The following is an 18574-nucleotide window of genomic DNA, read 5'->3' as shown; positions in this document are numbered from 1 at the left end:
GCCTGCCAGGCGCAGGCATTCTGCTCAAACGGTGTTCAGCCCGCCATCACTTCCCGAATATCCGCCGCCAGCTCCCTTACCCGCTCTTCTTCGGTATCCCACGAACACATGAAGCGTGCGCCGCCGTTGCCGATGAAGGTGTAGAAACGCCAGCCCTTGGCGGTCAGTGCGGCGACGGCCGGTTCCGAGAGTTGCAGGAACACACCATTGGCCTGGACCGGGAACATCAATTCCACACCAGGAATGTCCGTCACCAAACTGCTGAGCAGTTGTGCGCAGTGGTTGGCGTGGCGGGCGTGTTTGAGCCAGGCGTCATTTTCCAGCAGGCCAACCCACGGGGCCGAGAGGAAGCGCATTTTCGACGCCAGTTGGCCGGCCTGTTTGCAGCGGTAGTCGAAGTCTTCGGCCAGTTTGTGGTTGAAGAACAGGATCGCTTCACCCACCGCCATGCCGTTCTTGGTGCCGCCAAAGCACAGCACGTCGACGCCGGCTTTCCAGGTCAGGTCGGCAGGCGAGCAGCCGAGGAACGCGCAAGCATTGGAGAACCGCGCGCCGTCCATGTGCAGGTTCAGGCCCAGTTCCTTGCAGGTAACGCTGATGGCGCGGATTTCTTCCGGGGTGTAGACGCTGCCCACTTCCGTGGCCTGGGTCAGGGTTACCACGCGAGGCTTGGGGTAATGGATGTCCTGGCGCTTGAGGGCGATCTCGCGGATCGATTCCGGGGTCAGTTTGCCGTTTTCGGTGCGGGCGGTGAGCAGCTTGGAGCCGTTGGAGAAAAACTCCGGCGCGCCACACTCATCGGTTTCGACGTGGGCGGTTTCCGAGCAAATCACGCTATGGTAGCTCTGGCACAACGACGACAGGGCCAGGGAGTTGGCCGCCGTGCCATTGAAGGCGAAGAACACTTCGCAGTCGGTTTCAAACAGGTTGCGGAAACCGTCGGCGGCGCGGTGGGTCCACTCATCGTCACCGTAGGCGCGTTGATGGCCCTGGTTGGCCAGCTCCATGGCGGCCCAGGCCTCCGGGCAGATGCCGGAATAGTTGTCGCTGGCGAATTGTTGGCTCTTGTCGGTCATGGCCCGCTCCTGTGGTCGATGTTGGTGCGCACTTTAACCAAGATTGTCGGGCGCACGCACGCTCTGTTAATGCAAAGTCACTGGGGAATTATGCACGGTACTGAAACGATTCCTGTAAGCCGCGTCCGCGATGGCGCCCTGGACCTGCTCAAATGGTTGGCGCTGCTGAGTATGGTGCTGGATCACTTGCGTTACGTCGGTTTGAACCTGGACGGCCTGTATGTGCCGGGGCGTCTGGCCTTCCCGTGGTTTTGCCTGGCAATCGCGGCGAATCTGCATCGGGTCAAGGATGCGCCCGTGACCTTTCAATGGCGTTACTTGGGGTGGCTATTGCTGTTCAGTGTGATCAGTGAAGTGCCGTATCGGCTGTTTATCGAGGATGCGGACACGCTGAATGTATTGCCGACGCTGGCGCTGGGGTTGCTGATTGCCAGAGGATGGCAGCAGAAGGCGGCTTTTGATCGAGGATTGGCGCTGATTGCCCTGGTATTGGCGGCGGTATTCTCAACGCAATTGATGTTTGGGTTCTTTGGCGTATTGCTGCCGTTGGCGATGTTGTGGGTGTTTCGTCGGCCGTGGTACTTCAGCCTGTTGCCGGGGCTGGTGTGTTTGGCTGCCAATCAATGGCAGGTTTTACTGGATAACGGCAACGTCGTTGCCCTCTCGGGATTGGCGACATGCCTGATTGCGCCATTGGCGGGATTGGTCTTGTTGCGACATGCCAGGCATGTGTCGCCGCCAGCCATGCGGCGCTGGGCATACGCCCTCTATCCCGCGCATTTCATACTGCTGTTACTCGTTCGCAAGATCATCGCCTAACCCCTGTGGGAGCGGGCTTGCTCGCGAAAGCGGTGGTTCTGCCGGCACATGTATTTACTGATCCACCGCCTTCGCGAGCAAGCCCGCTCCCACATTTGTTCTGCGTTGTTCCAGCAATGTCGTAAACGCACCTTTGCGTGGCGTCCGTAGGCATTTGACCTGTCTGCACCAGCCCTACCATCGCATCAAAGGGCCCCTCCGTCGTGCGGCGGCCCCAACAATACGATTGGCGCACCGCCGCCGCTGGGAGAGACGCGATGTTCAGCAAGCAAGACCAGATCCAGGGTTATGACGATGCACTGCTGGCGGCCATGAATGCCGAGGAGCAGCGTCAGGAAGATCATATCGAGCTGATCGCGTCAGAGAACTACACCAGCAAGCGTGTCATGCAAGCCCAGGGCAGCGGCCTGACCAACAAATACGCCGAAGGTTATCCGGGCAAGCGCTACTACGGTGGCTGCGAGCACGTCGACAAAGTTGAGGCCCTGGCCATCGAACGCGCCAAGCAGTTGTTCGGCGCCGACTACGCCAACGTGCAGCCGCACTCCGGCAGCCAGGCCAACGCCGCGGTGTTCCTGGCGCTGCTGCAAGCCGGCGACACCGTGCTGGGCATGAGCCTGGCCCACGGCGGTCACCTGACTCACGGCGCCAAGGTCAGCTTCTCCGGCAAGCTCTACAACGCCGTGCAGTACGGCATCGACACCGACACCGGGCTGATCAACTACGACGAAGTCGAGCGCCTGGCCGTTGAGCACCAGCCGAAAATGATCATCGCCGGGTTCTCCGCTTATTCGAAGACCCTGGACTTCCCGCGCTTCCGCCAGATCGCTGACAAAGTCGGCGCCTACCTGTTCGTCGACATGGCCCACGTCGCGGGCCTGGTCGCTGCCGGCCTGTACCCGAACCCGCTGCCGTACGCCGACGTGGTCACCACCACCACCCACAAGACCCTGCGCGGTCCGCGTGGCGGTCTGATCCTCGCCAAGGCCAACGAAGCGCTGGAAAAGAAATTCAACGCGGCCGTATTCCCCGGCGGCCAGGGCGGCCCGCTGATGCATGTCATCGCCGGCAAGGCCGTGTGCTTCAAAGAAGCGTTGGAGCCGGGCTTCAAGACCTATCAACAACAAGTGATCGACAACGCCCAGGCCATGGCCGGCGTGTTTATCAAACGCGGCTACGATGTAGTGTCCGGCGGTACCGACAACCACCTGTTCCTGGTCAGCCTGATCCGTCAGGGGCTCACCGGCAAAGAGGCGGACGCCGCCCTCGGTCGTGCCCACATCACTGTCAACAAGAACGCTGTGCCCAATGATCCACAGTCGCCGTTCGTGACCTCGGGCCTGCGCATCGGCACCCCGGCGGTGACCACGCGCGGTTTCAAGGTGCCCCAATGCCTGGAGTTGGCCGGCTGGATCTGCGACATCCTCGACAACCTCGGCGACGCCGACGTCGAGGCTAACGTAGCCAAGCACGTGTCTGCCCTGTGCGCTGATTTCCCGGTTTATCGCTGAGCGCGGTTTTGGAGTAATGACTATGCAACGCTACTCGGGCTTCGGCCTCTTCAAGCACTCACTCAGCCATCACGAAAACTGGCAGAAAATGTGGCGCACGCCGACCCCGAAAAAGGTCTACGACGTGGTCATCGTCGGTGGCGGCGGGCATGGTCTGGCGACCGCTTACTACCTGGCCAAAGAGCACGGCATCACCAACGTGGCCGTGGTCGAGAAAGGTTGGCTGGGCGGCGGTAACACCGCGCGCAACACCACCATCGTGCGGTCCAACTACCTGTGGGACGAGTCGGCGCACCTGTACGAACACGCGATGAAACTCTGGGAAGGCCTGTCCCAGGACCTGAACTACAACGTGATGTTCTCCCAGCGTGGCGTCTACAACCTGTGCCACACCCTGCAGGACATCCGTGATTCCGAGCGTCGTGTCAGCGCCAACCGCCTCAACGGTGTGGACGGCGAACTGCTCGATGCCAAACAAGTTGCCGACGAAATCCCGTACCTGGATTGCTCGAAGAACACCCGTTACCCGGTGCTGGGCGCTACCGTTCAGCGACGTGGCGGCGTGGCCCGTCACGATGCCGTGGCCTGGGGCTTTGCCCGCGCCGCTGACGCACTGGGCGTGGACTTGATCCAGCAGACCGAAGTGATCGGCTTCCGCAAGGAAAACGGCGTGTGCATCGGTGTCGAAACCAACAAGGGTTTTATCGGCGCCAAGCGCGTCGGTGTGGTGACTGCCGGTAACTCCGGGCATATGGCTGGCCTTGCGGGCTTCCGCCTGCCGATCGAATCCCACCCGCTGCAAGCGCTGGTGTCGGAGCCGATCAAGCCGATCATCGACAGCGTGATCATGTCCAACGCCGTGCACGGTTACATCAGCCAGTCCGACAAGGGCGACCTGGTGATCGGTGCCGGTATTGACGGCTACAACGGCTACGGCCAGCGCGGCTCGTACCCGGTGATCGAACACACCATTCAGGCCATCGTCGAGATGTTCCCGGTGTTGTCCCGCGTGCGCATGAACCGTCAGTGGGGCGGCATCGTCGACACCACGCCGGACGCTTGCCCGATCATCTCCAAGACGCCGGTACCGAACATGTTCTTCAACTGCGGTTGGGGCACCGGTGGTTTCAAGGCTACTCCAGGCTCAGGCAACGTGTTTGCCGCTAGCCTCGCCAAGGGTGAAATGCACCCGTTGGCAGCACCTTTCTCCATCGACCGTTTCCACAACGGTGCGCTGATCGACGAACACGGCGCTGCGGCCGTCGCCCACTAACAGGAGAAATTCCCTATGCTGCATATCTTCTGTCCTCACTGTGGCGAACTGCGCTCCGAAGAGGAATTTCACGCGTCCGGCCAAGCGCATATTCCGCGCCCGCTGGACCCGAATACCTGCACCGACGAGCAGTGGGGCGACTACATGTTCTTCCGCGATAACCCCCGCGGCCTGCACCACGAACTGTGGATTCACGCCGCCGGTTGCCGCCAGTATTTCAACGCGACCCGCGACACCGTCACCTACGAAATTCTTGAAACCTACAAGATTGGCAGCAAGCCGCAATTCACCGCCAAGGCTTCTGGAGAGAAGGTATGAGCCAGATCAATCGCCTGTCCAACGGTGGCCGGATCGACCGCAACAAAGTCTTGAGCTTCACCTTCAACGGCCAGAGCTACAAAGGCTTTGAAGGCGACACATTGGCCGCAGCCCTGCTGGCCAACGGCGTCGACGTCATCGGTCGAAGCTTCAAGTACTCGCGTCCACGCGGCATCTTTGCTGCCGGCGCTGAAGAGCCCAACGCGGTGCTGCAGATCGGCGCCACCGAAGCCACGCAAATCCCCAACGTGCGCGCCACGCAACAGGCGCTGTACCAGGGTTTGGTCGCCACCAGCACCAACGGTTGGCCGAGCGTGAACAACGACATGATGGGCATTCTCGGTAAGGTCGGCGGCAAGCTGATGCCACCGGGTTTCTACTACAAAACCTTCATGTACCCGCAATCGTTCTGGATGACCTACGAGAAGTACATCCGCAAGGCCGCAGGCCTGGGTCGCTCACCGACCGAGAACGATCCGGACACCTACGACTACATGAACCGTCACTGCGACGTGCTCATTGTCGGTGCTGGCCCTGCCGGTCTGTCCGCTGCCTTGGCTGCTGCTCGCAGCGGTGCCCGCGTGATCCTCGCCGATGAGCAGGAAGAATTCGGCGGCACACTGCTCGATTCGCGCGAAAGCCTCGACGGCAAGCCGGCATCCGAGTGGGTCGCCAGTGTGATTTCCGAACTGAAATCCCTGCCGGACGTGCTGCTGCTGCCCCGCGCCACGGTCAACGGCTACCACGACCATAACTTCCTGACCATTCACGAGCGCCTCACCGATCACCTCGGTGACCGTGCGCCGATTGGCCAGGTGCGCCAGCGCATCCATCGTGTCCGCGCCAAACGTGTGGTACTGGCGACCGGTGCTTGCGAGCGCCCGCTGGTCTACGGCAACAACGATGTACCGGGCAACATGCTTGCGGGTGCAGTCTCGACTTACGTGCGCCGTTACGGCGTAGCGCCTGGCAAGAAACTGGTGCTGTCGACCAACAACGATCACGCTTACCGTGTGGCGCTGGACTGGTACGACGCGGGCCTGCAAGTAGTGGCTGTGGCTGATGCTCGCCACAACCCACGCGGCGCATTGGTTGAAGAAGCGCGTGCCAAAGGTATTCGCATCCTCACCGGCAGCGCCGTGATCGAAGCCCGTGGCAGCAAGCACGTGACCGGCGCCCGTGTGGCGGCGATTGACGTCAAGGCTCACAAAGTCACCAGCCCCGGCGAATGGCTGGACTGCGACCTGGTGGCCAGCTCCGGCGGCTACAGCCCGGTGGTTCACCTGGCCTCGCACTTGGGTGGCAAGCCGACCTGGCGTGAAGATATCCTCGGTTTTGTGCCGGGCGAAGCACCGCAGAAGCGCGTGTGTGTCGGCGGTATCAATGGCGTCTATGGCCTCGGTGATTCCCTGGCGGATGGTTTTGAAGGCGGCGTACGTGCGGCCAGCGAAGCCGGTTTTGCCCCGGTAGAAGGCGTGTTGCCTAAAGCCCTGAGCCGTCTGGAAGAACCGACCCTGGCGCTGTTCCAGGTGCCGCATGAAAAAGCCACTGCGCGGGCGCCGAAGCAATTTGTCGACCTGCAAAACGACGTCACCGCCGCCGCCATTGAACTGGCTACTCGCGAAGGTTTCGAGTCGGTAGAGCACGTCAAACGCTACACCGCACTGGGCTTCGGCACTGACCAGGGCAAGCTCGGCAACGTCAACGGCCTGGCCATTGCCGCCCGTTCGCTGAACGTGACCATCCCGCAAATGGGCACCACCATGTTCCGTCCCAACTACACGCCGGTGACGTTCGGTGCAGTTGCGGGTCGGCACTGTGGGCACATTTTTGAACCGGTGCGCTACACCGCACTGCACGCCTGGCACGTGAAAAACGGCGCCGAGTTTGAAGACGTCGGTCAGTGGAAACGCCCGTGGTACTTCCCACGTAATGGTGAAGACCTGCACGCTGCGGTGAAACGCGAATGCCTGGCCGTGCGCGACAGCGTCGGCCTGCTGGATGCGTCGACCCTGGGCAAGATCGACATTCAAGGCCCGGATGCACGCGAGTTCCTCAACCGCATCTACAGCAACGCCTGGACCAAGCTCGACGTGGGCAAGGCCCGCTACGGCCTGATGTGTAAGGAAGACGGGATGGTCTTCGACGACGGCGTCACCGCCTGCCTCGCTGATAACCACTTCCTGATGACCACTACCACCGGCGGCGCAGCGCGTGTGTTGCAGTGGCTGGAAATCTACCAGCAGACCGAATGGCCGGACCTCAAGGTGTACTTCACCTCGGTCACCGACCACTGGGCGACCATGACGTTGTCTGGCCCCAATAGTCGCAAGCTGCTGAGTGAGGTCACCGACATCGACCTGGACAAGGACGGCTTCCCGTTCATGACCTGGAAAGAAGGTTTGGTTGGCGGTGTGCCGGCGCGAGTGTTCCGGATCTCGTTTACCGGTGAGCTGTCGTACGAAGTCAACGTGCAGGCCGACTACGCCATGGGCGTGCTGGAACAGATCGCCGAGGCCGGCAAGCAATACAACCTGACCCCGTACGGCACCGAGACCATGCACGTACTGCGGGCAGAGAAGGGCTTCATCATCGTTGGGCAAGATACCGACGGTTCAATGACCCCGGACGACCTGAACATGGGCTGGTGCGTAGGCCGTACCAAACCATTCTCGTGGATCGGCTGGCGCGGGATGAATCGCGAAGATTGCGTGCGTGAAGACCGCAAGCAACTGGTGGGCTTGAAGCCGATCGACCCGAACGTATGGCTGCCGGAAGGCGCGCAACTGGTGTTCGATCCGAAGCAGACGATCCCGATGAAGATGGTCGGTCACGTCACTTCAAGTTATGCCCACAACTCCCTCGGCTATTCGTTTGCCATGGGCGTGGTCAAGGGCGGCTTGAAGCGCATCGGCGAACGGGTGTTTGCGCCATTGGCGGATGGCAGCGTGATCGAGGCGGAGATTGTTTCTTCGGTGTTCTTTGATCCTAAAGGCGATCGTCAAAATATCTGACAGACCGAGTCGTGGCCTTCGCGAGCAAGCCCGCTCCCACAGGGGAATGCATTCCAAATGTGGGAGCGGGCTTGCTCGCGAAGGCGCCAGAACAGTCACCGCGAGCTAACAGAATTCAACACAGGTGCTTTATGACAGCAGCCAATGTTTACCAACAACGCCCGACCACCGGGGCCAAGGCCGAGTCGTCGCTGCACCATGCCGACCTCGCCAGCCTTGTGGGCAAGGGTCGTAAAAATGCCGGCGTGACCGTGCGTGAAAAGAAACTCCTCGGCCACCTGACCATTCGTGGCGATGGCCATGACGCGGCCTTCGCCGCAGGTGTACACAAGGCCCTGGGTATCGAATTGCCTGGCGCCCTTGCGGTGATCGTCAAGGGTGAAACCAGCCTGCAATGGCTTGGCCCGGATGAATGGCTGCTGGTGGTGCCGAGCGGTGAGGAGTTCGCTGCCGAGAAGAACCTGCGCGACGCCTTGGGTGATCTGCATATCCAGATCGTCAACGTCAGCGGCGGCCAGCAGATTCTCGAACTCAGCGGCCCGAATGTACGGGATGTACTGATGAAGTCCACCAGCTACGACGTGCACCCGGACAACTTTCCGGTGGGCAAGGCGATTGGCACGGTGTTCGCCAAATCGCAGTTGGTGATTCGCCATACCGCTGAAGACACGTGGGAGCTGGTGATTCGTCGCAGCTTCTCGGATTACTGGTGGCTGTGGTTGCAGGATGCGGCGGCGGAATATGGCTTGAGCGTTCAGGCATAACACCCTGTAGCCGCTGGCGCAGCCTGCGATCGGTCCCGAAGGGGCCGTCAGGATCTTGAATTCTCTGAAGGTCCTTCGGACCTTATCGCAGGCTTCGCCAGCGGCTACAGATGTTACCTATGACAGGAGTGATTCGAGTATGAGCCGCGCACCCGATACATGGATTTTGACCGCCGACTGCCCCAGCGTGCTCGGCACGGTGGACGCGGTGACCCGCTATCTGTTCGAGCAGGGCTGCTACGTCACCGAACACCACTCATTTGATGACCGGCTCTCGGGCCGCTTCTTCATTCGTGTGGAGTTTCGCCAGCCCGACGGTTTCGACGAACAAGCCTTCCGCGATGGCCTGGCCACTCGTGGTGAAGCCTTCGGCATGATCTTCGAGCTGACCGCGCCGAATTACCGGCCAAAAGTAGTGATCATGGTCTCCAAGGCCGATCACTGCCTCAACGATTTGCTCTACCGCCAACGCATCGGCCAACTGTCGATGGATGTGGTCGCCGTGGTCTCCAATCACCCCGACCTCAAGTCACTGGCCGACTGGCACCAGATTCCCTACTACCACTTCCCCCTGGACCCCAATGACAAACCGTCCCAGGAGCGCCAGGTGTGGCAGGTGATCGAAGAATCCGGCGCCGAACTGGTGATCCTTGCGCGCTACATGCAAGTACTCTCGCCGGAGCTGTGCCGCAAGCTCGACGGTAAGGCCATTAATATCCATCACTCCTTGCTGCCGGGTTTCAAGGGCGCCAAGCCTTATCACCAGGCCTATAACAAGGGCGTGAAACTGGTAGGCGCTACCGCGCATTACATCAATAACGACCTGGACGAAGGCCCGATCATCGCCCAGGGCGTGGAGGTGGTGGACCACAGTCACTACCCGGAAGATTTGATCGCCAAGGGGCGGGATATCGAAGGGCTGACGTTGGCCCGGGCGGTTGGGTATCACATTGAGCGGCGGGTGTTTTTGAACGCCAATCGCACTGTGGTGCTCTGATGGACGCCTTCGCGAGCAAGTCGCACAAGAAACAGCATCTGTACCCGAGCATTTAACGCGCTGCCTGCCTGGGCAGCGTGGTTCCATAAAAACAACAGCGAGGTGAAAGCATGTCTGGTAATCGTGGTGTCGTGTATCTCGGCAACGGCCAGGTCGAAGTACAGAAAATCGACTATCCAAAAATGCAGGACCCCCGTGGCAGGAAGATTGAGCACGGCGTCATCCTGCGCGTGGTCTCCACCAACATCTGCGGCTCCGACCAACACATGGTGCGCGGTCGCACCACTGCCCAGACCGGCCTGGTGCTGGGTCATGAGATCACCGGCGAAGTGATCGAGAAAGGCAGTGACGTCGAGAACCTGAAAATCGGTGATCTGGTCTCCGTGCCGTTCAACGTCGCGTGCGGCCGTTGCCGCTCCTGCAAGGAAATGCATACCGGCGTCTGCCTGAGCGTCAACCCGGCGCGTCCGGGCGGTGCTTATGGCTACGTCGACATGGGCGACTGGACCGGCGGCCAAGCCGAATACGCGCTGGTGCCTTACGCCGATTTCAACCTGCTGAAACTGCCGGACCGCGACCGCGCCATGGAGAAAATCCGTGACTTGACGTGCCTGTCCGACATCCTGCCGACTGGCTACCACGGTGCTGTAACCGCCGGTGTTGGCCCAGGCAGCACCGTCTATGTGGCGGGTGCCGGTCCTGTCGGCCTGGCGGCGGCGGCTTCCGCCCGCTTGTTGGGCGCGGCGGTGGTGATCATCGGCGACGTGAACCCGATCCGCCTGGCTCACGCCAAGGCTCAGGGTTTCGAAATTGCCGACCTGTCCAAGGACACGCCGCTGCACGAGCAAATCGCCGCACTGCTGGGCGAGCCGGAAGTCGATTGCGCAGTGGACGCGGTGGGCTTCGAAGCCCGCGGCCATGGCCACGACGGCGTCAAGCACGAAGCTCCGGCTACGGTGCTCAACTCGCTGATGGGCGTGGTGCGGGTGGCCGGCAAAATCGGTATTCCCGGCCTGTACGTCACCGAAGATCCAGGTGCTGTCGACGCCGCCGCGAAGATGGGCAGCCTGAGCATTCGCTTTGGCTTGGGTTGGGCCAAGTCCCACAGTTTCCACACCGGGCAAACGCCGGTGATGAAGTACAACCGCCAACTGATGCAGGCAATCATGTGGGATCGCATCAAGATTGCCGACATCGTGGGTGTGGAGGTCATCAGCCTGGATGATGCACCGCGTGGTTACGGCGAGTTCGATGCAGGTGTGCCGAAGAAGTTTGTGATTGATCCGCACAAGTTGTTCAGCGCGGCGTAAACGTCAGGCAAACAAAAGGGCGACCCAAGGGTCGCCCTTTTTACGTCTACAGGCCGCAGGCTTAGCGAATCGCCAACGCGCCTTGATACACCGTAGGCCCGGTTGGTTGTTTGCTCACCGATCCACCCTTGGTTTCGGAACTCACCAGCAGCTCAACCGGCTTGCTGATGGTTTCCTGCTGGCGTGGGTTCAGGCCAATGATGCCTTTGCCGTCTTCCGGCAGCAGGCCCAGCGAGACAGGCGTACCGTCGGCGGGAATGGCCCACAGCTCCAGGCTGCGATCAGGTTCCGGCGCGGTCGAAGCAATCGGTTTTACTTCCAGATAATCCTTGTGAGCCATGATCTGGGCGGCCGGTTGCTGCGTGGTGCTGACCAGGGTCGCGGCAGACTTGACGTTATCTTGGGTGTAGATCGCGCCACCAATACCGGCGGCGACAACGAGGCAGGCACCGACGAACAGGCGAGGGCGGTTCCAGAATGAAGGTTTGTGGTCAATCACATGGGAGTCGGTCGCAGTCATTAGGCTATTCCTGACAGGGGTTGAGTTCGGCGCGCGGGCGGGGGAAAGAAAGCAGATGAGGCCGCTGCCGAAGGCCGTTAGTGGCTCTTTGCTCGTAAGCTGGTCGAGTTTTGCAGTACTGCCATTGACCTTCAGATAGGCAATGGGTTCCTGACTCGACCGGGCAGTCCGTCGCCTGCGATGCCGTCAGCAGTGAATACTGGTTCCTGAACTAATCTGGCTGTGGGAACAATCCTTGGCAAACCCCAGTCCAACGGCTGCTTTGTCCCACCCGGTGTAGACCGGTGGGTTCATGAATCAAGAGGTTGTCTCGATGAAGATTTCACGCGGTTTTGCCCTGTCTTGCCTGTTGACCGTGGCGGCCAGCCCGGTGTTTGCGGCAGGTTTTAGCCTCGACGACGTATCCAAGGCCGTTTCTGCTGCTCAAGGTGGCGACAAGGCGGCTGCTGCTGCGCCCACGTCACAAACGGCGGGTTTGCTGGGTGCCCTGACTTCGCAATTGAATGTGACGCCAGAGCAGGCTGTCGGCGGGACCGGCGCGATGCTGGGCCTGGCCAAGAATAAACTGGGCGGTGGTGATTACTCGCAACTGACCAAGAGCGTGCCGGGCCTGGACAAACTGTCCGGCAGCAACTCACTGGGCAGCCTGGGCGCCTTGAGCGGCATGCTCGGCCAAAGCGGTGGCAGCAAGACGTCGGGCCTGGACGGCGTGTTGGGTAACGTGAAGGACACCAGCGACCTGAACACCGCCTTCAGCGCGCTGGGCATGGACGACAGCATGGTCGGCAAGTTTGCTCCGGTGATCCTGGAGTATCTGGGCGGCCAGGGTGCCAACAGCTCGGTATTGGGCAAGCTGGGCAGCCTCTGGGGCGCCGGCGGTTAACGGCCTTCTGCGCGTAACGCCTGGATACGTGCATCCTTCTCCATCCAGAGCTGGTTGACCCAGTTCTGGACGGTCTGGCGAAACGCTGGATCGTTCGCGTAATCCCCCTGCCACAACGCTGGATCCAGCGCGCGGGTGCGGATATCAATGATCACTTTCGGCACCGCGCCGCTGATCAAATCCCAGAATCCTGGAATTTTCTCCTGCTGCTTTTGTGATGGATAAACCACGGTCACGTCGAGGATCGCGTCCAGCTGTTCGCCCATGGCGGCCAGCACAAACGCTACGCCACCGGCCTTGGGTTTGAGCAGGTGCGTGAAGGGTGAGGCCTGCTGCTGGCGCTTGGCCTCGCTGAAACGCGTGCCTTCCAGGTAATTGACCACCGTCACCGGCTGGCGCTTGAACAGCTCGCAGGCTTCTTTGGTGATCTTCAGGTCCTGGCCCGCCAGCTCCGGATGCTTGGCCAGGAATGCCTTGCTGTAGCGCTTCATGAACGGGTAATCCAGCGCCCACCAGGCCAGGCCCAGGAACGGCACCCAGATCAGCTCCTTTTTCAGGAAAAACTTGAAGAACGGCGTACGGCGGTTGAGGGTCTGGATCAGCGCCGGGATATCGACCCACGACTGGTGGTTGCTGATCACCAGATAGGAGGTGTCGCCCCGCAGGTCGTCACCGCCGCGAATATCCCAGTGAGTGGGGGTACATAACGTGAAGATCAGCTTGTCGATCTCGGCCCAGGTTTCAGCGATCCACATCACTGCCGTTGATGCATGGTCGCGAAGGCGACCGGGAGCTACCAGCTTGAGCAGGGCAAACACCATCAGCGGCCCGAACAGGACCAGGGTGTTAAGCAATAACAGCAAGGTGACGAAACAGCCGGTGAGCAGGCGGCGCATAAATAACTCTTGGTAATCTTTGGGCGCAACATGATAAGCAGCTTCTGCCTAGAGGCCAAATCGCAAATAAGCGAATGAATGTTTCACAAAGTGCTGGGTATGCTGGGCATCTAACTAAGGCCTGTTTTTGCGGTCTAGAATTTGCCTACCTATTTCAAGGAAACCACCTACGTGAAATCCATCCTTGCCTTGCTAGCCCTCGTCGCTCTCCCAGTCATGGCCGCCGAGCCGACCCTGTACGGGCGCTACGAATACATCCAACTGCCGGAAATCGGTGAAACCTTCAAGGCCAAAATGGACACCGGCGCACTGACCGCCTCGCTGTCGGCCCAGGATATCGAGACCTTCACCCGTGACGGTGAGGACTGGGTGCGTTTTCGCGTGAGCGGCAAGGACACCAGCAACAAGGTCTACGAACATAAAGTCGCACGGGTCAGCAAGATCAAGAGCCGCGCCGACGAAGACGAAGATAAGGACGAAGCCACCGTCGCCAAGCGCCCGGTGATTGACCTGGAAATGTGCCTGGGCAACGTCAAGCGCACCGTCGAGGTCAACCTGACCGACCGCAGCAGCTTCAACTACCCGCTGCTGATCGGCGCCAAGGCCCTGCGCGAGTTCGGTGCGGCGGTGAACCCTGCCCGCCGTTACACCGCCGACAAACCTGACTGCTGATTGACGCCCGTGCAGGCTTGGGGCACCGTCTCAGCTTTGCTCTCCAGTGCTCGGACGCCATGCCTCATATCCTGATTGTCGAAGACGAAGCGGCGATAGCCGATACGTTGATTTTTGCCCTGCAAGGCGAAGGCTTCACCACCACCTGGCTGAGCCTCGGTGCGGCTGCGCTTGAGTATCAGCGCCAGACGCCGGCGGACCTGATCATCCTCGATATCGGCCTGCCGGACATCAGCGGTTTTGAGACCTGCAAGCAACTACGCCGTTTCAGCGAGGTGCCGGTGATCTTCCTCAGTGCCCGAGACGCTGAGATTGATCGGGTGGTGGGCCTGGAGATTGGCGCCGACGACTACGTGGTCAAGCCTTTCAGCCCTCGGGAAGTCGCAGCGCGAGTGCGGGCGATCCTCAAACGGGTTACGCCGGGTGCTGCGCCCGCCGTGTTCCAGGTAGACCTGGAGCGGGTGCAGATCAGCTACCGGGGGCAGCCATTGAGCCTGACCCGCCACGAGTTCCGTCTGCTGAATTGCCTGTTGGAGCAGCCCGAGCGCGTCTTTAGTCGCGAGCAACTGCTGGATGCCGTGGGCGTTGCCGCCGATGCCGGTTATGAGCGCAATATCGACAGTCATATCAAAAGCCTGCGCAGCAAGTTACGCAGTGTGGCGCCTGATGCCGAGCCGATCCAGACCCATCGCGGCCTGGGCTACAGCTTCAGTCCGGGTCACAGCTGATGCGCCTGGGGATTCGGTTTTTCCTGGTCTACGCGCTGTTTATCGGCCTGACCGGTTACTTCGTGCTCAACACAGTGATGAAGGAAATCCGTCCCGGCGTGCGCCAATCCACCGAAGAAACCCTGGTGGACACCGCCAACCTGCTGGCTGAAGTCCTGCGCAAAGACGTCAAGGATGGCACCCTCGGCCAGAGTCACTGGCCGGAGCTGCTCAAGGCCTATGGCAGTCGTCAGCCCGGCGCTACGATCTGGGGCTTGCCGAAGAATCAGGTCAACCATCGCATCTATGTCACCGACGCCAAGGGCATGGTGCTGCTGGACTCCACGGGCGAAGCGGTGGGGCAGGACTATTCGAAGTGGAACGACGTGTACCTGACTCTGCGCGGCGAATACGGAGCCCGCTCGACCCGCAGCGAGCTCGATGACCCGGCGTCGTCGGTGATGCACGTCGGCGCGCCGATCCGCGATAACGGGCAGATCATCGGTGTGGTCACAGTGGCCAAGCCTAATAGCTCGCTGCAGCCTTATGTGGATCGCACCGAGAACCGCCTGTTGTGGTACGGCGCCGGACTGGTGGGCCTGGGCCTGCTGTTTGGCGCGCTGCTGTCGTGGTGGCTGAGTGTTGCGTTGGGCCGGCTTACGGCCTACGCCCAGGCCGTGAGTGAAGGGCGCCGCGCCGAGTTGCCGCATTATCGCGGCGGTGAGTTGGAACAGCTGTCCACCGCTGTCGAGCACATGCGCACTCAGTTGGAAGGCAAGGCCTACGTCGAGCGTTATGTGCACACGTTGACTCACGAACTGAAAAGCCCGCTGGCGGCGATTCGCGGTGCGGCAGAGCTGTTGCAGGGCGATATGTCCCACGCTCAGCAGCAGCGCTTCGTCAGCAATATCGACAGTGAAAGTGCGCGCTTGCAGCAGTTGATCGAGCGGCTGTTGAACCTGGCCCAGGTCGAGCAACGCCAAGGTCTGGAAGACCAGGCCAGCGTGCCGTTGGCGGCGCTGGTGGACGAAGTGCTGCAGGCCCAGTGTGCGCGGATTGAAGGCGCAGGCTTGCAGGTCGAACAGTCGATTGCGGCACAGGTGCGGGTATTCGGCGAGCCTTTCCTGTTGCGTCAGGCCTTGGGCAACTTGCTGGAAAATGCCCTGGATTTCACGCCGCCCGGTGGCGCCCTGCGTTTCAGTGCCGAGGAGCGTGACGGTGATGTGGCCTTACGCTTGTTCAACCAGGCCGAACCGATTCCCGAGTACGCCTTGCCGCGCCTGAGCGAGCGATTCTATTCCCTGCCGCGCCCGGGCAGCGGCCGTAAAAGCACCGGCCTGGGTCTTAACTTTGTCGAGGAAGTGATGAAGCTGCACGACGGCTCATTGCAGATCGGCAACGTGCCGGGCGGGGTGCAGGTGCTGCTGCATCTCCACACAGTCTCCACATTCCCTACATAAACCCCCCACACGCCCCTCCCAGACTCTCCCTCATTCAAACAGGGAGAGATCCATGAACCGCAGCCTGCTATCCAAACTTGGCGCCATCGCGCTGCTGATCCTGCTGTTACTGATTCCGTTGCTGATGATCGACGGCATCATCAGTGACCGACAGGAACTGCGCGACGGCGTGTTGATGGACATTGCCCGCAGCTCCAGTTACAGCCAGCGCCTCAGCGGGCCGGTGATGGTGGTGCCTTATCGCAAGACCGTTCGTGAGTGGAAGCTCAATGAAAAGCTCAACAAACGCTATGAAGAAACCCGGGAGGTGCGTGGCCGTTTGTATTTCCTGCCGGAGCACTTTGAACTCGACGGCCAGGTGCAAACCGAACTGCGGGCCCGGGGAATCTACCAGGCGCGGCTGTTCCATGCCGACAACCGCATCAGCGGGCGTTTTGTTTTGCCGGCGCAGTTGGGCATCAGTGAACACTTTGCCGATTACCAGTTTGACCCGGCGTTTCTGGCGGTGGGCATCAGCGATATTCGCGGCATTGAAAATGCGTTGAAACTGGAGGTGGGCACCCAGCGCCTGGAGTTTTCACCGGGAACCCAAGTGGATTGGCTGGGAGAGGGCGTACACGTGATGCTGCCCGAGCAGGACAGCAAAAAGCCTGCACCTTTGGACTTCGCCTTCGACCTGCGTCTGCAAGGCACCGAGCAGTTGCAAGTGGTACCAGTGGGCAAGACCAGCCAGGTCACGCTGGCCTCCAACTGGCCGCATCCGAGCTTTATCGGCAACTTCCTGCCGGCCCAGCGAGAGGTCACCGACAAGGGCTTCACCGCCAACTGGCAGACGTCATTTTTCTCCACCAACCTGGAAGAAGCCTTGCGCGGTTGTCTGTCGGAGCGTGGTTGTGAAGACTTCAACGGCCGCAGTTTTGGCGTGAACTTTATCGACCCGGTGGACCAGTACCTCAAGAGCGACCGGGCGATCAAATATGCGCTGCTGTTTATCGCCCTGACCTTTGCCGGCTTCTTCCTGTTTGAGGTGCTCAAGAGCTTGGCGGTGCACCCGATCCAGTACGCGTTGGTGGGGGTGGCTCTGGCATTTTTCTACCTGCTGCTGTTGTCACTGTCGGAGCATATCGGCTTCGCCTTGGCGTACCTGTTGTCGGCCAGTGCGTGCGTGTTGCTGATCGGTTTTTACGTCTGCCATGTGTTGCGTAGCCTGGCCCATGGTCTGGGGTTTTCGGCGGGGTTGGCGGCGTTGTATGGCTTGCTGTATGGGTTGTTGAGTGCCGAGGATTACGCGCTGTTGATGGGGTCGCTATTGCTGTTCGGGCTGTTGGGCACGGTGATGGTGTTGACGCGCAAACTGGACTGGTACGGCGTGGGCAAGCGCAAGAGCGCCGAACCTCTGGTGTTTGACCTGGAGGCGGTGCATGAGTAGGTCATTGGGGTTGCGTGAGGATCATCGGGTGAGGGAGCGGTTGGTGGCGAGGATTGCTGCGTTGTTTCCCCCACCAGAAGAGCGCGGACGGGGGGCTTATTGTGGCGAGCGGGCTTGCCCGCGTTGGGCTGCGAAGCAGCCCTAAAACCACCACTGCGGTTTATCTGAAAGAATCTCGGTGATATTACTGGGGCTGCTGCGCAGCCCAACGCGGGCAAGCCCGCTCGCCACAATAGGTTCGCTCACCACAATAAGCTTGGGGTCAAACCGGTGGCTGGGTTGCCAGCATTGACGGACGTTGGCTGACTTCAGCGTACCAAGCGGCCAGCTTCGGATGGCTGGACCGCCATTCCAGATCCGGGTGGCGGTAATCCAGGTAACCCAAGGCACAGGCGACGCTGATGGCGGCGACGTCAAAATGGCTGGCCAGCTCGGCGATCGCGTCCTGCTCCAGCATGTCCAAGGCACGACGGATCTTGTTGCGCTGCTCCTCCAGCCACTGTTCCCAGTGTTTTTCCGTCGGGCGCAGGGCGGTTTCATAACGCACCACCACGGCCGCATCCATGATCCCGTCGGCCATCGAGGCCAGGGTCAGGCGTCGCCAGCGGGCGGAACCATCGCGAGGAATCAGCGGGTTACCAACATGCTGGTAATCGAAGTAATCGAAGATCACCCGGCTGTCGTGTACCACGCTGCCGTCAGCCAGGCGCAAGGCCGGGATCTTGCCCAGCGGGTTGCCGTCGTTCAACTGCTCGATAGGGTTGATCGGCGTGACCAGCACGGTCTGCAGGGTGATGCGGTCCTGCTGGCCGGTCTCGTGGAGCAGCACCAGGACTTTACGCACGAAAGGGGACGCGGGGTTGTGGAACAACGTCATGCTGGGAGCGGACATGGAAATTCCTCGGAAAAGGGCAGCCCTAGCCTA

At 60.7% G+C, this 18574-nt stretch carries 17 protein-coding genes; 13 read left to right on the top strand and 4 right to left on the bottom strand.

Annotated features, from left to right (window positions below; all coding sequences use genetic code 11):
* Positions 1–35 precede the first annotated feature (35 nt).
* Positions 36–1076, bottom strand: a complete 1041-nt coding sequence (locus tag J7E41_RS27375; protein WP_214997356.1) for a low specificity L-threonine aldolase — start codon at positions 1074–1076, stop codon at positions 36–38.
* Positions 1077–1166: 90 nt separating this feature from the next.
* Here J7E41_RS27375 and J7E41_RS27370 point away from each other — a divergent pair, with 90 nt between their 5' ends.
* The 8 genes from J7E41_RS27370 to fdhA all read left to right on the top strand — a co-directional run bounded on the left by J7E41_RS27370 (position 1167) and on the right by fdhA (position 11082).
* Positions 1167–1895 (top strand): TraX family protein, encoded by a 729-nt coding sequence (locus J7E41_RS27370; protein WP_214997355.1) that lies wholly within the window; start codon positions 1167–1169, stop codon positions 1893–1895.
* A 257-nt stretch (positions 1896–2152) separates the two neighbouring features.
* Positions 2153–3406, top strand: a complete 1254-nt coding sequence (gene glyA, locus J7E41_RS27365; protein ID WP_214997354.1) for a serine hydroxymethyltransferase — start codon at positions 2153–2155, stop codon at positions 3404–3406.
* A 22-nt stretch (positions 3407–3428) separates the two neighbouring features.
* Positions 3429–4679 carry a sarcosine oxidase subunit beta family protein gene (locus tag J7E41_RS27360; protein ID WP_169356730.1) on the top strand — a complete coding sequence of 417 codons (1251 nt, stop codon included), beginning with the start codon at positions 3429–3431 and terminating at the stop codon, positions 4677–4679.
* A 15-nt stretch (positions 4680–4694) separates the two neighbouring features.
* Positions 4695–4997 carry a sarcosine oxidase subunit delta gene (locus J7E41_RS27355; protein ID WP_076017832.1) on the top strand — a complete coding sequence of 101 codons (303 nt, stop codon included), beginning with the start codon at positions 4695–4697 and terminating at the stop codon, positions 4995–4997.
* Positions 4994–8011 carry a sarcosine oxidase subunit alpha gene (locus tag J7E41_RS27350; RefSeq protein ID WP_214997353.1) on the top strand — a complete coding sequence of 1006 codons (3018 nt, stop codon included), beginning with the start codon at positions 4994–4996 and terminating at the stop codon, positions 8009–8011. The genes J7E41_RS27355 and J7E41_RS27350 overlap by 4 nt, the downstream gene beginning before the upstream one ends.
* A 131-nt stretch (positions 8012–8142) precedes the next feature.
* Complete coding sequence (locus J7E41_RS27345; protein WP_214997352.1) at positions 8143–8775, top strand: sarcosine oxidase subunit gamma; 633 nt, start codon at positions 8143–8145, stop codon at positions 8773–8775.
* A 139-nt stretch (positions 8776–8914) separates the two neighbouring features.
* Positions 8915–9772, top strand: coding sequence for a formyltetrahydrofolate deformylase (purU, locus tag J7E41_RS27340; protein ID WP_214997351.1), 858 nt, complete (start codon positions 8915–8917; stop codon positions 9770–9772).
* 110 nt (positions 9773–9882) lie between these two features.
* Positions 9883–11082 (top strand): formaldehyde dehydrogenase, glutathione-independent, encoded by a 1200-nt coding sequence (gene fdhA / locus J7E41_RS27335; protein WP_214997350.1) that lies wholly within the window; start codon positions 9883–9885, stop codon positions 11080–11082.
* A gap of 61 nt (positions 11083–11143) precedes the next feature.
* On the opposite strand, the gene J7E41_RS27330 is transcribed toward fdhA, so the two are convergent.
* Positions 11144–11602, bottom strand: a complete 459-nt coding sequence (locus J7E41_RS27330; protein WP_214997349.1) for an anti-sigma factor domain-containing protein — start codon at positions 11600–11602, stop codon at positions 11144–11146.
* 313 nt (positions 11603–11915) lie between these two features.
* Between J7E41_RS27330 and J7E41_RS27325 the strand changes: the two genes are divergently transcribed.
* Positions 11916–12485, top strand: a complete 570-nt coding sequence (locus J7E41_RS27325) for a DUF2780 domain-containing protein (protein WP_214997382.1) — start codon at positions 11916–11918, stop codon at positions 12483–12485.
* Here the strand turns inward: J7E41_RS27325 and J7E41_RS27320 are convergent.
* A complete protein-coding gene (locus J7E41_RS27320; protein ID WP_214997348.1) occupies positions 12482–13381 on the bottom strand; it encodes an acyltransferase in 900 nt (299 codons plus the stop codon). The genes J7E41_RS27325 and J7E41_RS27320 overlap by 4 nt on opposite strands.
* A gap of 171 nt (positions 13382–13552) precedes the next feature.
* Here J7E41_RS27320 and J7E41_RS27315 point away from each other — a divergent pair, with 171 nt between their 5' ends.
* Genes J7E41_RS27315 through creD form a run of 4 tightly spaced genes read left to right on the top strand, consistent with a single transcriptional unit; the run spans position 13553 to position 17649 of the window.
* Entirely contained in the window at positions 13553–14053 is a 501-nt protein-coding gene (locus J7E41_RS27315) for an ATP-dependent zinc protease family protein (RefSeq protein WP_214997347.1), read from the top strand.
* 59 nt (positions 14054–14112) lie between these two features.
* The gene (creB, locus tag J7E41_RS27310; RefSeq protein WP_214997346.1) at positions 14113–14781 is read left to right on the top strand and encodes a two-component system response regulator CreB; all 669 of its coding nucleotides are present in this window, start codon (positions 14113–14115) and stop codon (positions 14779–14781) included.
* A complete protein-coding gene (gene creC / locus J7E41_RS27305; protein WP_214997345.1) occupies positions 14781–16220 on the top strand; it encodes a two-component system sensor histidine kinase CreC in 1440 nt (479 codons plus the stop codon). The genes creB and creC overlap by 1 nt, the downstream gene beginning before the upstream one ends.
* A gap of 52 nt (positions 16221–16272) precedes the next feature.
* Entirely contained in the window at positions 16273–17649 is a 1377-nt protein-coding gene (gene creD / locus J7E41_RS27300) for a cell envelope integrity protein CreD (protein WP_214997344.1), read from the top strand.
* Positions 17650–17911: 262 nt separating this feature from the next.
* Here creD and J7E41_RS27295 read toward each other — a convergent pair whose 3' ends face one another.
* On the bottom strand, positions 17912–18541 hold the full coding sequence (locus tag J7E41_RS27295) for a glutathione S-transferase (RefSeq protein WP_214997343.1): 630 nt from the start codon (positions 18539–18541) through the stop codon (positions 17912–17914).
* Between the last annotated feature and the right edge of the window lie 33 nt (positions 18542–18574).

The sequence above is a fragment of the Pseudomonas fluorescens genome (assembly GCF_018614655.1).
In the GTDB taxonomy this organism is placed as follows: Bacteria; Pseudomonadota; Gammaproteobacteria; order Pseudomonadales; family Pseudomonadaceae; genus Aquipseudomonas; species Aquipseudomonas fluorescens_BX.
The sequence above is the reverse complement of the archived record's forward strand: the minus strand, read 5'-3'. Positions and strand labels throughout refer to the sequence as shown.

Coding starts and splice junctions, on each gene's coding strand:
- J7E41_RS27375 (WP_214997356.1), bottom strand. CDS start 1,076: ATGACCGACAAGAGCCAACAATTCGCCAGCGACAACTATTCCGGCATC.
- J7E41_RS27370 (WP_214997355.1), top strand. CDS start 1,167: ATGCACGGTACTGAAACGATTCCTGTAAGCCGCGTCCGCGATGGCGCC.
- glyA (WP_214997354.1), top strand. CDS start 2,153: ATGTTCAGCAAGCAAGACCAGATCCAGGGTTATGACGATGCACTGCTG.
- J7E41_RS27360 (WP_169356730.1), top strand. CDS start 3,429: ATGCAACGCTACTCGGGCTTCGGCCTCTTCAAGCACTCACTCAGCCAT.
- J7E41_RS27355 (WP_076017832.1), top strand. CDS start 4,695: ATGCTGCATATCTTCTGTCCTCACTGTGGCGAACTGCGCTCCGAAGAG.
- J7E41_RS27350 (WP_214997353.1), top strand. CDS start 4,994: ATGAGCCAGATCAATCGCCTGTCCAACGGTGGCCGGATCGACCGCAAC.
- J7E41_RS27345 (WP_214997352.1), top strand. CDS start 8,143: ATGACAGCAGCCAATGTTTACCAACAACGCCCGACCACCGGGGCCAAG.
- purU (WP_214997351.1), top strand. CDS start 8,915: ATGAGCCGCGCACCCGATACATGGATTTTGACCGCCGACTGCCCCAGC.
- fdhA (WP_214997350.1), top strand. CDS start 9,883: ATGTCTGGTAATCGTGGTGTCGTGTATCTCGGCAACGGCCAGGTCGAA.
- J7E41_RS27330 (WP_214997349.1), bottom strand. CDS start 11,602: ATGACTGCGACCGACTCCCATGTGATTGACCACAAACCTTCATTCTGG.
- J7E41_RS27325 (WP_214997382.1), top strand. CDS start 11,916: ATGAAGATTTCACGCGGTTTTGCCCTGTCTTGCCTGTTGACCGTGGCG.
- J7E41_RS27320 (WP_214997348.1), bottom strand. CDS start 13,381: ATGCGCCGCCTGCTCACCGGCTGTTTCGTCACCTTGCTGTTATTGCTT.
- creB (WP_214997346.1), top strand. CDS start 14,113: ATGCCTCATATCCTGATTGTCGAAGACGAAGCGGCGATAGCCGATACG.
- creC (WP_214997345.1), top strand. CDS start 14,781: ATGCGCCTGGGGATTCGGTTTTTCCTGGTCTACGCGCTGTTTATCGGC.
- creD (WP_214997344.1), top strand. CDS start 16,273: ATGAACCGCAGCCTGCTATCCAAACTTGGCGCCATCGCGCTGCTGATC.
- J7E41_RS27295 (WP_214997343.1), bottom strand. CDS start 18,541: ATGTCCGCTCCCAGCATGACGTTGTTCCACAACCCCGCGTCCCCTTTC.